The 12,594-nt window shown below is 62.5% G+C and carries 10 protein-coding genes, 1 pseudogene and 1 riboswitch; of the genes and pseudogenes, 4 read left to right on the top strand and 7 right to left on the bottom strand.

Features of this window, described 5'->3' with window-relative positions:
* Nucleotides 1–129: 129 nt before the first annotated feature.
* The 5 genes from HMPREF2527_RS08650 to HMPREF2527_RS08630 all read right to left on the bottom strand — a co-directional run bounded on the left by HMPREF2527_RS08650 (nt 130) and on the right by HMPREF2527_RS08630 (nt 6,524).
* Nucleotides 130–2,307 carry a S9 family peptidase gene (locus HMPREF2527_RS08650; RefSeq protein WP_070507783.1) on the bottom strand — a complete coding sequence of 726 codons (2,178 nt, stop codon included), beginning with the start codon at nt 2,305–2,307 and terminating at the stop codon, nt 130–132.
* A 216-nt stretch (nt 2,308–2,523) separates the two neighbouring features.
* Nucleotides 2,524–3,744 (bottom strand): ribosome small subunit-dependent GTPase A, encoded by a 1,221-nt coding sequence (gene rsgA, locus HMPREF2527_RS08645; RefSeq protein WP_070507781.1) that lies wholly within the window; start codon nt 3,742–3,744, stop codon nt 2,524–2,526.
* A 104-nt stretch (nt 3,745–3,848) separates the two neighbouring features.
* Nucleotides 3,849–4,679: an ABC transporter gene (locus HMPREF2527_RS08640; protein ID WP_070507779.1), complete on the bottom strand. Its 831-nt coding sequence runs from the start codon at nt 4,677–4,679 to the stop codon at nt 3,849–3,851.
* A 1-nt stretch (nt 4,680) separates the two neighbouring features.
* Entirely contained in the window at nt 4,681–5,541 is an 861-nt protein-coding gene (locus tag HMPREF2527_RS08635; protein WP_070507777.1) for an ABC transporter permease, read from the bottom strand.
* Nucleotides 5,538–6,524, bottom strand: a complete 987-nt coding sequence (locus HMPREF2527_RS08630; RefSeq protein ID WP_070507775.1) for an ABC transporter ATP-binding protein — start codon at nt 6,522–6,524, stop codon at nt 5,538–5,540. Before HMPREF2527_RS08630 ends, HMPREF2527_RS08635 begins: the two co-directional genes overlap by 4 nt.
* A 343-nt stretch (nt 6,525–6,867) precedes the next feature.
* Nucleotides 6,868–6,980: riboswitch (SAM riboswitch) on the top strand.
* 103 nt (nt 6,981–7,083) lie between these two features.
* On the opposite strand from HMPREF2527_RS08630, the gene HMPREF2527_RS08625 reads away from it, so the two are divergent.
* From HMPREF2527_RS08625 to HMPREF2527_RS08615, 3 genes are all read left to right on the top strand, one after another.
* A complete protein-coding gene (locus HMPREF2527_RS08625) occupies nt 7,084–8,430 on the top strand; it encodes a bifunctional o-acetylhomoserine/o-acetylserine sulfhydrylase (protein ID WP_070507773.1) in 1,347 nt (448 codons plus the stop codon).
* A gap of 203 nt (nt 8,431–8,633) precedes the next feature.
* Nucleotides 8,634–9,977 (top strand): homoserine O-acetyltransferase MetX, encoded by a 1,344-nt coding sequence (locus HMPREF2527_RS08620; protein WP_210390388.1) that lies wholly within the window; start codon nt 8,634–8,636, stop codon nt 9,975–9,977.
* Between the two features lie 356 nt (nt 9,978–10,333).
* The gene (locus tag HMPREF2527_RS08615; RefSeq protein ID WP_070507770.1) at nt 10,334–10,684 is read left to right on the top strand and encodes a MerR family transcriptional regulator; all 351 of its coding nucleotides are present in this window, start codon (nt 10,334–10,336) and stop codon (nt 10,682–10,684) included.
* Nucleotides 10,685–10,821: 137 nt separating this feature from the next.
* Here the strand turns inward: HMPREF2527_RS08615 and HMPREF2527_RS09935 are convergent, their stop codons facing one another.
* Nucleotides 10,822–11,283: a TipAS antibiotic-recognition domain-containing protein gene (locus HMPREF2527_RS09935; RefSeq protein WP_246824804.1), complete on the bottom strand. Its 462-nt coding sequence runs from the start codon at nt 11,281–11,283 to the stop codon at nt 10,822–10,824.
* A gap of 72 nt (nt 11,284–11,355) precedes the next feature.
* Nucleotides 11,356–11,637, bottom strand: a pseudogene (locus tag HMPREF2527_RS09990) (MerR family transcriptional regulator); the annotation flags it as partial.
* 94 nt (nt 11,638–11,731) lie between these two features.
* Between HMPREF2527_RS09990 and HMPREF2527_RS08605 the strand changes: the two are divergent.
* Nucleotides 11,732–12,484 carry an alpha/beta hydrolase gene (locus HMPREF2527_RS08605; RefSeq protein WP_070507766.1) on the top strand — a complete coding sequence of 251 codons (753 nt, stop codon included), beginning with the start codon at nt 11,732–11,734 and terminating at the stop codon, nt 12,482–12,484.
* Nucleotides 12,485–12,594: the final 110 nt, after the last annotated feature.

The raw sequence follows: 12,594 nt of genomic DNA, 5'->3' as shown, positions 1-12,594 counted from the left end.
GAAGCGAGGGCGGGTGCCCCTGTAGGAACGAGGATGAGCGCCGCCCCTCCAGTAACGCAACGTACCATAACGAGAAATGCTCCTTCCATATCTTCAAGATATAGAAGGAGCATTCTCTATTGCTGGGTGTTACTCAGTAACGCCGAGGTTGCTCATGAGGAACGCGTAATCCCACGCGATCTCACGCCAACGTGTATACCGGCCGGAACCACCACCGTGACCGCCCGACATGTCAATCTTCAGCAGCGGCACCGGCGACGATGGGTCAATCTGCTCGCGCAGCGCCGCAATCCACTTGGCGGGTTCCACGTAGAGCACGCGGGTGTCGTGCAGGCTCGTCACAGCAGCAATTGCCGGGTAGCGGACCGGGCGGATGTTCTCGTACGGGGTGTACGACTTCATGTAGGCGTACACTTCCGGGTCCTCAATCGGGTTGCCCCACTCTTCCCACTCCATTGCCGACAGCGGCAGCTCCGGGTCGAGGATGGTGGTCAGCGCATCCACGAACGGTACGGCAGCCAGGCAGGCGGCGTACTTTTCGGGGGCGAGGTTCACGACGGCGCCCATGAGCAGGCCGCCGGCGCTACCGCCGTAGCAGCCGATACGCGCCTCATCAGCCCATGGCTTAGCCGCAATGTAGCTGGTGACGTCCACGAAGTCGGTGAAGGTGTTCTTCTTCGCGAGCTTCTTGCCGTTCTGGTACCAGGAGCGGCCCATCTCGCCGCCGCCGCGAATATGCGCAATGACGTAGATGACGCCGCGGTCCAGGATCGACAGCATCGGGATGGAGAACATCGGGTCCATGGACGACTCGTACGAGCCGTAACCGTACTGGATGACCGGGTGCGGCTTGCTCATGTCCAGGTCGGCGCGGTGAATCACCGAAATAGGGATGAGCGTGCCGTCCGCTGCCGGAGCCCAGTCACGGTAGGCGCGGTAGTCCTCACGGTTGTAGCCGCCCAGCACCGGGGTTTCGCGGCGCAGCAGCAGGGTCTGCGACATGGGGAAGTAGTCGTAGACACGGCGCGGCGTCAGGTACGAGGTATAGGCGATGCGCAGCACGGGGGAGTAGTTCTCCGCACGCAGCACGGAGGCGGTGTACAGTTCCTCGTCGAAGCCGGCAGGTTCCATGAAGGTCACGCCGGCGGGGCGGCGGCGGCGCCACTGGATGGGCAGCTGCTCACGCGGTGCGAGGAAGATGCGGGTGGTGGTGTCCGCGCGGGCGGTGACGACCAGGTGCGTTGCGGTGAAGGTGAAGCCCTCCAAGCGCACGTGTTCGCTGTGGCGGATGACCGGCACCCAACGCTGCGCGTACTCTTCGAGGCTTTCACCTTCGCGCGGCATGTCTGCGAGGACCAGCTCGGAGTTCAACGCATTGTAGTCGTGCTGAATCAGCAGGTGCTGCTCGCCGGCAATGTTGAGCGGCTCAGCGTAGTATTCGATGCCCGCGCTCTTGGGGATGAGCAGGGTCGGCTCGCCCTTGGGTTCGCGGGTGGGGATGAGACGCACCTCCGTGTACTCGGAGTTGGAGCTGGTAATGACCACGGAGGAACGGTCGGAGCTCATGGCGGCGCCGAGCCACATGGTGTTGTCCGGTTCCTCGTAAATCAGGTGGTCTTCGGTGCCCTGTCCGACGTCGTGCACGTAGACACGCCAGGGGCGCCACGACTCGTCGGGCACGAGGTAGATGAGCTGTTCGGCGTGGTTGATGAAGAAGGATCCCGCCGCAATGTTGGGGATGGTGTCTTCGAGGAAGGCGCCGGTTTCCATGTTGAGGAAGCGCTGCTCGTAGCGTTCGTCGCCCTTCTCGTCCACGGAGATGCTCAGCAGCTTGCCGTTACGTGCAGGCTGGAAGCTGCCGAGGGAGAAGAACTCCATGTCCTTTGCGTATTCGTTGCAGTCGAGAATGACGACTTCACCCTCGAGTACTTCGCCGGGGGTGACGGTCGGCGGGGTGTAGCGCACCACCTCGTCGCCTTCGTGCAGGGCGGGGTAGCGGTAGAAGACGGGGTACTGGCCGCCGGGCACCATGCGGCTGTAGTACCACCAGTCACCGATACGGTTCGGGACGGTCAGATCCGACAGCAGGGTGCGGTCCTTGATTTCGTTGAAGATGGATTCGCGGAGGGGCTGCTGGTCTGCGGTGACAGCTTCGGTGTATTCGGCTTCTGCCTTGAGGTAGTTGAGGACCTCTTCGCTTTCCTTGTCGCGGAGCCATTCGTAGGGGTCGATGAAGACGTCGCCGTGGTGTTCGCGGCGGTGCTCGACCTTCTTCGGTACGGGCGGGGTGAGGTTCTGTTCAGCCATGCTGCCACCTCTTTCATTGAGTTATGGGTTTGTGAATGGTGTGTGCCGTCTGCGCCCGCGTTCCTGTGCCGCCGGGTGGCGGTGAGGGTGCGCGGGGGACTGTGGGCACGCCTAGTTCTAGTGTATCGAAGAGTGAGGCAGGCTACTATATTGAGGCCTGAGCAGTGTCACCCAGATTAGCCCCCTGCACCCTTCTGGAACGTGCGCGTTCGGCGGCTAGTTAGCGCGCCCCTTAATGGACATGAGGGTGCGGCGGCCCGCCTTGTTTGCCTTCGTGAAGGCACGGTTACTCTGCCGGTACTCACGTTCTTGAGAGCGCAGGCGTAGACGCGCGGATTCGGCTATCATCCTGCGGTAGCGTTCGAAGCGCTCGGGGTCGAGGGAACCGTCGGCGAGCGCCTGCTGCACCGCGCATCCGGGTTCGGAGCCGTGGGAGCAGTCGCTGTACCGGCAGGAGGAGGCGTAGCTGGAGACGTCGTCGAAGGTTTCGTCAATCGCGGCGCTATCGCTCGTTGCGGCTAGGGCTCGTACGCCCGGAGTGTCGATCAGCACCGTGCCAGATGATGATTTTGCGTTGGTCGAGTCTCCTTCGCTTGAGCCTTCCGCACCGGGCAGAACAATCATCTGGCGGCTGGTGGTGGTGTGGCGCCCCTTGCCGTCAGCATCGCGGACCGTGGAGGTGACCTGCACCTGATATTCTTGGCTATCCTCGCGGGGGTCAACTCCGGGGTTGAGCAGAGCGTTGACGAGGGTAGATTTGCCTGCGCCGCTACGGCCCAGGAATGCGGCGGTGCGTCCGGCGACAAGCTCCGCGACCGGGGCAGGGTCGTAGCCGTTGTCCGTGCAGACGGTGAGCACTGCATCAACACCGTTACCCAGGGATTCCTGATACCCGGCGAGTTGTTCCGCCGTCACCAAATCACCCTTGGTGAGAATCAGCGCGACCTGCACCCCGGAAGCGTGCGCCAGGGCGGTGTAGCGTTCAACGCGCCCGATGGACGGCTCCGGGAAGCACGGCTCAACAATGCAGAGCATATCCACGTTGGCGGCGACGGGCTGATCTGCGGATTCGCGGGTGGCGCTGGGACGGGTAAGGTAGCTTCGGCGGGGCAGAATCGCGAGGGGTTTATGCTCCGCGGGGTGGGTTTCACCGCCGGTTCCGGGGATGGGCTGGGCGAGCACCCAGTCGCCCACGACGGGGTATTCCTCTTCGCCGTAGTCGTTCTCGACCGGGCGCAGGGGAGCGGAGAGCTTCACGAGTTCGCCCCGCTCGCAGGTCAGTAGCTCGCAGCGGGTGCGGTGTACGGCGCTGACGCGGGCGAGGGTGAAATCATCAAGCGTGCCGTTGAGGGTGAACGCGGCGCGGATTGCCGACCCCTGCCAGGAAGGGTCGAAGCCGAGGGTCTCTAAGGTGTATGAAGCGGGAGTAATGGTCACAGGAATAGTCTTTCGTGGTTGCGGCGCCCGGTTGGTTGTCATGCCCGGATAGCGCGCCGGGGGAGGGGGCGTATGAAAGGTTCGTTCTTTTTGGGTTTCGCACCCTATAGCAGCGAGGCGCGGGCGCCAGCGCGGATGCGGCGGGCGGCGAGGAGCGTATGCCCCAACCCCACTGCGGCGTAGAGTACCGCCAGCGCCGCGTCTGCCGCCAGGGACGCGAAGAGCTCCGGGGTGGTACCGTTCGTAATGCCGCTAGAGGCATCTAAAACCTGCACCAGCCGGGACCCGGGAACCCACGAACACAGCCACGCAAGCCACGCGGGGTAGGTGCTCACCGGAACAATCACACCCGCGCTCACCGGCAGAATAATCGACAGGAAATTCGACCCCGTGTACGGATCGGACAGGTACAGACCCAGCCCGGCGGCAAAAATGCCCAGGCAGATCCCGCCCAGAACCGCAACCGGCATCAGCGCAATGGCTCCAAGCAGAAGCCCCGAAGCCGCCCCGGTAGGGGGTGCCGTGAGGGAGAGCAACCACACGATGCCCACGTTGCTCAGGCCCGTCACGGAAGCCAGCAGCGCGGGCACCGCCGCCGCACCCAGCCAGTAGCCAGCATCCACCGCTCGTGCCGTGCACACGTACTCGAAGATGCCAATCCACCGGTCGGTGGCGACGCGCGCGACAATGCCGGCGGCCACCGAGCTGAGGGTGGCAATCAGGGCGGTCGCGCAGCCGATGCGCACCGTATCGTTCGCGGCGAGGTCGGCGCCCAAAAGCACCGTAAAAAGCACGTTGAGGCCCGGCACGAGCACCAGGGTAGTGATGGCCGTTCCGAGGGTTGCGAAGGTAATAGAAGATGACCAGCCGATAGAGGCGGTAGACAGAGCCCGGCGCACCACCCCGGGTAGGGAATCAGCAGAGAGAGCACGCACGCTACATCGCCCCCAGGGTGCCGCGACGACGGGCGGAGGCGAGAGCCTTCCGGGCAAAAAGGAAGGCGCATAACGCCCAGATGAAGCTCACGGCGAGCGTCTGCGCAACGGGCAGGAGCGCATCCGCCGGGGTGTTCATGGGGGTGCGCCCCAGTAGCAGGTGCACCGGCGCCTGTAGGGGAATGAGCGTGCCTACAGCATCCAGCCAGGCGGGTGCCTCAACCATCGTGAAAAGAACCCCGGAGAGAATAAATACCGGCACGAGGAGCAGCTCCTCGTAGGCGATAGCGTTCGGCGTCGCCACGAAGAACACCGCAATCATGAACGTGACCGACAGGCAGGCAAGCCACAACAGGGGAACGCCCAGAACATAGCGCGGCCAGAGAGCAGAAAAGTCCGTGACCCGCGGATTGAGTGTTACGAGAGCCCAAACCGCCCACGATAGGGGTAGGGCCGCCAGACCCACGATGGAGGCGCTCGAAACGATAGCCGCCAGCACCCGCACCGGAGAAATCGACCCCGAACACAGGTACACGAGGGTCCCGCGGAAACGCTCAAAATTGATGATGCCCGCAGACACGATGCAGACCGACCACATGCCCACAATGCCCGCGCGGGTCCACGCGAGGGTCGGGTCAACGGAGTGACCCGCGGAGCTCTGCGCCGCCGCATGCACGGCGAGCGCCTGAAGGATGACCGAGCCGAGTACCGTACTGATGAGCAGCTGAATGAAGTAGGGGACCGTCAGGAACTGGCGCAGGCTAAAGCCCATGAGTCGCAGTTGGCGGGCGCACTCCTGCCACAGGTCGTACCGTCGACCCTGCCGCTGGAACTCTTCCGAGCGTTGCGTCTGAGCGTTCATCGCTTGAGCCCCTCCGCCATTGCCAGGTATGCCTCTTCCAAGGTTGCCGGGCGTGTGTACGGTTCGGTTCGTGCCCCAATGCGTGCGGTGGCAAGTCCATCCGCCAGGATGCGGTGAGCCTCGCCCGCCTCGAACGTGGCGCGCTCGCCGTGCCAGTAGAGGGTCAGTTCCCAGCCGGAACCACGCGGGGCAAAAAGTACCGCCGCCTTATCGTGGAGGAATCCGCGTAGTGTATCAAGACCCTCGGTGGCGGTGGGATCCACCTGAACCACAGTCGTGGCGGCAATACCGGCGTGTGCGGCAACGTCCTCGAGACTGCCGCTCACCGCAACGGAACCGGCGCCCAAAACGGTGATGGTGTGCGCTAGGTCCTCAATTTCGCCGAGCAGGTGGCTCGTCAGCAGAACGGCGGCGCCGTCTTCCGCGAGGGAGCGGATGAGGGTTCGCACGGTCAGGGCGATATCGGGGTCGAGCCCGTTGGTCGGCTCGTCCAGCAGGAGCAGGGCGGGGGAGCCGAGCAGCGCGCGAGCGATGTGCAGGCGCTGCTTCATGCCGCGGGAAAACTCCTGAAAGGGTCGCGCCGCCGCATCGGTGAGTTCCACGCGGGCTAGGGCGTGGTCCACCTCGCGCCGCCGGCTCCGCCCGGAAACCCCCGCAACATCGGCGAAGAAGAGCAGGTTGTCGCGGGCGCTGGCGCGCGGGTAGAAGCCGCTATCCCCGCCGAGTGCGAGACCCACGTGACGGCGCGCCCGCTGCGGGTGAGCGATAGCATCCACACCGTTCACGGTGAGGGTGCCGCTGGTGGGGGTGAGCAGGGTCGAGCACATCTGCACGGTGGTTGTTTTGCCCGCGCCGTTGGGGCCGAGGAGGGCGTGGATCTCGCTGGAGCTGATGCGAAGGGACACACGGTCGACGGCGGTGAAGGCGCGTTCGCCTGTGCCAAAGATACGGCTGAGCTGCGCGGCGTCAAGAACAAGAGACATGGTAGGTAACCTTCGGGTATGACCCTCTGGCCCCTATACCGGAGGGATGCTGGGCAGGATAAACAGCGGAGTGTGCCGCGCCCTGCGTGAGTGTATGTGTAGTCTCAGTGTACCGAAAAGCATCGAAAAAGTGATGGGAATTACTATTTGGAGGGTGGGGCACTCGCTCTGAAAGCACTATCCATGAGGCACCACCTGCGCAGCGGATTCCCGTGTCATATTCACCGACAGCATGAGCTTCATCGACGTTAAAAAACGTCATCTTTGCAATGAAATGTCTTAAAGTGCCGTTCACCCACAAAACCCTTGACCCCACCCAACGCCCTATGACACCCTGAATACAGGTCAAGAGCGCCAGCGATAAGCCCCAGCTAGCTGGCCGGCAACCCTCCTCCGCGGTGGGGTGCCCTGGGTGAAGACCAGGCGGCACGCAAAAGCGTGACGCAAGCGCGGGACCGATGTGACCGATAACGGTACATCAATCGTGACAGGATTATTCGACGACGATTCCTGTACCGTCGGCATGCGGCCCCCTAAGAATCCCCATTAGGAGCCACGCATGAGCAACAACACTACCGTCCCGACTCCCGCCAACCCCGCCGGTTGGAAGTTCGAAACCCGCCAGATTCACGCAGGTCAGGCGCCGGATGCCGCAACGGGAGCTCGGGCACTACCCATCTACCAGACCACCTCTTATGTCTTTGACAGCGCCGAGCAGGCAGCGAACCGTTTCGCTCTCGCCGAGCTGGGACCCATTTACACCCGCATGAACAACCCCACCCAGGAAGTAATCGAAAACCGCATCGCTTCCCTGGAAGGCGGCGTTGGCGCGCTGCTGCTGGCCTCCGGTCAGGCAGCTATCACCTACGCAATCCTGAACATTGCCGGCGCCGGTGACCACGTGGTCGCCTCGCCCTCCATATACGGCGGCACCTACAACCTGCTCAAGTACACCCTCGCCGACCTCGGCGTCGAAACCACCTTCGTTGAGGACCCGGACGACCTGGACGCATGGCGTGCCGCAGTTCGCCCCAACACCAAGCTCTTCTACGGCGAGTCCGTGCCCAACCCCCGCAACGACGTGCTCGACATTGAGCCCATCGCCAAGATTGCGCACGAAAACGGCGTGCCCCTGATCCTGGACAACACCGTACCCACCCCCTACCTGCTGCGCCCCATCGAATATGGCGCGGACGTGGTCGTCCACTCTGCAACCAAGTACCTGGGCGGCCACGGCACCTCCATCGGCGGCGTGATCGTTGACTCCGGTAACTTCGACTACGGTGCAGACCCCGAGAAGTTCCCCAAGTTCAACCAGCCCGCCCCCGGCTACCACGGCCTTGTCTACGCACGCGACCTGGGCAAGGACTCCGCATTCGGTGCGAACCTCTCCTACATCCTGAAGGCGCGCGTCTCCCTGCTGCGCGACACCGGTGCAGCCATCTCCCCGACCAACGCCTTCAACATCGGTATCGGTCTGGAAACTCTCTCCCTGCGCATCGAACGCCACATCGAGAACGCCACCAAGGTCGCCCGCTGGCTCGAAGCAAACCCGCAGGTCGAGAAGGTCATCTGGGCTGGCGTGGAATCCTCCCCCTGGTACGAGCGTGCACAAAAGTACCTGCCCAAGGGCCCCGGCGCGGTTCTCGGCTTCACCCTCAAGGACGCAACCCTGGAGCAGACCCGCGACTTCGTGGACGCCCTGAAGCTGCACTCCAACGTTGCGAACATTGGCGACGTGCGCTCGCTCGTGATTCACCCCGCCTCCACCACCCACTCCCAGCTTTCCGCTGAAGAGCTGGAGAAGATTGGCGTGTACCCGAACTTCGTCCGCCTGGCAGTCGGTATCGAGAACATTGACGACATTCTCGCCGACCTGCAGTTGGGCTTCGACACCCTCTCCTAAACGGTGATGCACCCGCAGGTGGACCGGCAAGCTACGGCTTTTCGGTCCACCTGCGGATTCCCCGTTAGGGAGCGTTTCATAAGCGCGCGGCACCGCCGCCTCGCTGCCTCAACCCGCAGACTCAACCGCAGATTCAACCCGCAGACGAGTACCCCGCTCACACCCGGCACCACCTCGCCGGCCAACCCAGTGAAGGGAACCCCATGACCACCCAGAGCACTAGCCAGTCCGGCACCACGCTGTCCAGTTCCAAGCAATCCGGCACTATCAACCAGCCTGTTACCGCGCCCATCCCCGTGGCGGGCACCCAGCGCGAGCACCCCGAAGCGCAAGGCTACCTGCGTCAGCTGAACATCGGCGACTTGGAGCTCGAATCCGGCGTAACCCTGCCGCAGGTCACCATCGGCTACGAAACCTGGGGTACGCTCAATGAGGCTGGCGATAATGCCATCCTGATTTTGCATGCGCTCACTGGCGATACGCATGTCTCCCGCGGCGTCCCCACCCCCGACATGCCCGCCCCGCTGATTCGCGCTATCGAGTCGGACGGCTGGTGGGAAGGCATCGTGGGCCCCGGCTCGGTCGTAGACACCAACCGCTACTTCGTGATTGCCCCCAATATTCTGGGCGGTTGCTACGGCTCCACCGGACCGGCAAGCATTATTCCCGAAGGCTACCCGGGTGCCGGTGAGCACTGGGGTTCCCGCTTCCCACAGGTAACCATCCGCGACTCCGTACGTGCGGAGGCGCGTCTGGCGCGTGCACTGGGCGTGACGAGTTTCCGCTACGTGATTGGTGGTTCCCTCGGTGGCGCTCGCGCCCTCGAGTGGGCGGCAACCAACCCCGAGCTGGTGCGCGGATGCGCGGTCATCGCCTCCGGTCCTTCGGCTACGGCGGAGCAGATTTCCTGGGCTCACACCCAGAACATTGCGATTCGTTCGGACGCGAACTTCGCCGGTGGCGACTACTACAACGGTCCCGCGCCGACTGCCGGTCTGGCTTTGGCACGCCGCATCGCCCACACCACCTACCGCAGCCCCGCCGAGCTGGAGCACCGCTTCGGCCGCGAAGAGAACCGTGGCGAAAGCACCGTGGGCGGCTCGCTGGGTGAGCCGCGTGGCCGCTACGCCATCGAAAGCTACCTGGACCACCACGGCGCCAAGCTGGTTGAGCGCTTTGACGCGAATAGCTACCTGGCAGTGAACGAGGCACTGATTTCGCACGATGTGGCGCGTGGCCGCGGCACCCTGGCGCAGGCGCTGGCGCACACCGATTGCGAGTGGACGATTGCGGCGGTGAACACGGATCGCTTGTTCTTCCCGCACGAGTCGCACCGTCTGGCGGAGGCGCTGCCCACCCCGGTCGCCGTGGATATTATCGAGTCGAACCACGGCCATGACGGCTTCCTGATTGAGGCGAAGCAGGTGGAGAAGATTCTGGCGCGCGCCCTGGGTGTTGAAGATGAATCTGCTACCCCGAGCGAGGCGCAGCGTGAGCGTGAGGCGCTGGACTCGATGACTCGTCTGTACGGCGCTGTTACTCGCTAACTCAACCGGCACCCGAAGGCGTTTCACGCATCCTGTTGAATGTTGTTTTATCCAAACAGTGGGTGTGGGATTGTGAGGGAATGGCTGGGTATTCTCAACTGTCCTTCCCTCCGTTGAGAATTAACGTTCACCTTGACGGTTGGGTTATAGGACGCCGGGTACTCGCATAGCGCGAGTGCCCGGCGTTTCTTTGTGCCCGCCTGACGGGTATCGTGCCAAGTCAGGGAATATTTTCCGGTTTTTGAGGTGTTTTAGAAGGTCTCCGCGAGATACCGCGGAAGTAGCCTCCTGTTGCACTGGAAGGTAAAGGTTCTCGGTTTGCTTTAGACCCGCTCTAACCCCATAGCATTAAAGCTGTGGTAAGTATTCAAGAGGTAGCGGAGCAGTTGGGGGTGAGCACCCACGCCCTGCGCTATTACGAAAAAGAGGGGCTCATTGCTGTGCCCCGTGATGCTCACGGAACTCGCGTTTTTGACGAGGAGTCCATCTCCTCGGCACGGTTTATTGCTACCTGCCGTCAGGCCGGAATGAGTCTTGCCGATATTCGCACGATTTTGAGCAATCCGGACGACCACGCTCTATCTATTGATGTGATGGAGCGTGCCCGTCAGAAGATTGAGGATGAGATTGTGGGGTTGCAGCAGAACCTTGAGCACCTGGATCGCCGTATTCAGGAGCACCGCCGTCACCTCGATGGCACCCGCTAGATAGCCGTCTAATTTTCATACAGGTATGCACGCCGACGCCCGGTATTCCCAACGTTGGGAATACCGGGCGTTTTTCTGTGCTCAGCTTTCACACTCAGCTACTCACCCCTAGCTACTGGGTATTTTCAGCCAAAGATTTAACCCCAGGCGGCTTCATCAGGGTCGACACCGTGTGCACGAGCATTCTCGTAGATGACATCCCGCAACCATTCTGCGAGCCCGGTCGCAAGCTTCTCGTAGTGCGCCTTGAAACGGGCATCCTCAACATAGCCGCGCGCCAGAATCGCGTGCTTGGCGGGGGTGACCTCAAAGAAGAACAGGGAGGCGCGGTGCCGCTCGGCGAGCGCGTTCGCCTCCTCACTGCCCGGCTTCACTCCGCGGTTGAACGCCTCGACGAGGACCTGTTCTACCTCGTTGACCTGCTGTTTGCCATTCTGCCAGTCGGCACGGTCCATCGAGGCAGTGCGGCGCTGGTATTCAGCCCAGTCGTCAGTTTTTCCGTAACGTTCCTGCGCTTCCTGCTGGTGGGCGAGGCTGAACCCTTCACCCATAATCTCTGCTTTTTCGGCGGCGCTGAGCTGCTCATTTTTAGGTGCCATGGTGTCCTCCAAAAGGTGTTCGATGGTTTCAAGCATGCGTCCGTACGCGGCGATTTTGCGTTGAAGCATATCCCGCTGAGCGAGCAGATGCTCGGTGCTGTTCGCCCGATCCTGCAGTATGTTGCGAATGGCGTCAAGGCTCATGCCGATGGCGTGGTATCCCATAATGACGGTGATTCGTTCAAGATCTGCATCGGTGTAGTACCGGTACCCGTTGAACTCATCATGTGCCGGGTTGAGTAAGCCCCGCTGCTCCCAATGGTGTAGCGTGCGGACTGTGAGCCCATGCAATGATGCCGCTTCTCCCACGGTGTATTCGTGCTGCCCGTCAGGTGGTGTTATGTTCGCGTCCATGGTTTCACTCTAAAACCTCACGTTAGGTGAGGGTCAAGCTAGCGGCGGAACCTGCGGTGCAGGTTTGTGGGGGAGTCCTCGCTAAGATGGGTTCATGAGCGAAAACAAATACGTCGTCGAATACACCCGCCCCGAGAACGAACGTGCAGGCACCCATCTGGTGCTCATGCTGCACGGCTACGGCTCCCAGGAGCACGATCTGCTGTCTCTGGCGGCGCACCTTCCACAGGAGGGCTTCACCTACGCCTCCATGCGTGCACCGCAGCCGGTTGGCACCCAGTTCTCCGCGGACTCGACCGGCGCCTACATTGCCGCAGATGCTATCGGCTACCAGTGGTACCCGCTGAACCAGCAGCTCGAATCTGACCAGCGCGCCATCGAGCAGGCCAGCGACTACGTGCTGGAGTGGGTACGCGCGAACCGTGAACCGTACGCTTCGGTGACCCTGCTGGGCTTCTCGCAGGGCATGGGTATCGCAACCTCGATGGTGCGTCACGCTCCCGGCGAGTTCGCCGCCGTAGTGGGCCTGTCCGGCTACGCGGTGGACTCAGATTCGCCGTACTTCAAGGATGAGGAGCTGAAGAAGACCGAACTGCCGGTGTTCTTCGGCCGCGACCAGGAAGACCCCGTCATCCCGCAGGAGATGGTGAACTACACCTACGACTGGATCCGCAAGTACACCGACGGCATTAAGGTGCTGTACGCCGGTGCGGGTCACGGCGTGAGCGCCATGGAGATTCGCCATGTGGGCGAGTTCCTGGAGGTGAAGGTGCAGGGTAAGGAGCCGCGTATTCGTGCGCAGAAGGTTGCGGAGGCGACCGGCACCGCGGAAGGCTCTGACGCCTAAAACGGCTATAGGAAAAAGCCCTCGGGTCTGATGACTCGGGGGCTTTGCTGTAGTTCTGCTTCCGCGTGGGATGCACGGTTCCGCTTGGAAAGGCGGTTATCGTCCTCGTT

It is taken from the genome of Rothia sp. HMSC071B01 (assembly GCF_001808945.1).
In the GTDB taxonomy this organism is placed as follows: Bacteria; Actinomycetota; Actinomycetes; order Actinomycetales; family Micrococcaceae; genus Rothia.
This window is presented reverse-complemented; position numbering and strand designations above follow the sequence as displayed.

Coding starts and splice junctions, on each gene's coding strand:
- HMPREF2527_RS08605 (WP_070507766.1), top strand. CDS start 11,732: ATGAGCGAAAACAAATACGTCGTCGAATACACCCGCCCCGAGAACGAA.
- HMPREF2527_RS08630 (WP_070507775.1), bottom strand. CDS start 6,524: ATGTCTCTTGTTCTTGACGCCGCGCAGCTCAGCCGTATCTTTGGCACA.
- HMPREF2527_RS08650 (WP_070507783.1), bottom strand. CDS start 2,307: ATGGCTGAACAGAACCTCACCCCGCCCGTACCGAAGAAGGTCGAGCAC.
- HMPREF2527_RS08635 (WP_070507777.1), bottom strand. CDS start 5,541: ATGAACGCTCAGACGCAACGCTCGGAAGAGTTCCAGCGGCAGGGTCGA.
- HMPREF2527_RS09935 (WP_246824804.1), bottom strand. CDS start 11,283: ATGGCACCTAAAAATGAGCAGCTCAGCGCCGCCGAAAAAGCAGAGATT.
- HMPREF2527_RS08620 (WP_210390388.1), top strand. CDS start 8,634: ATGACCACCCAGAGCACTAGCCAGTCCGGCACCACGCTGTCCAGTTCC.
- HMPREF2527_RS08625 (WP_070507773.1), top strand. CDS start 7,084: ATGAGCAACAACACTACCGTCCCGACTCCCGCCAACCCCGCCGGTTGG.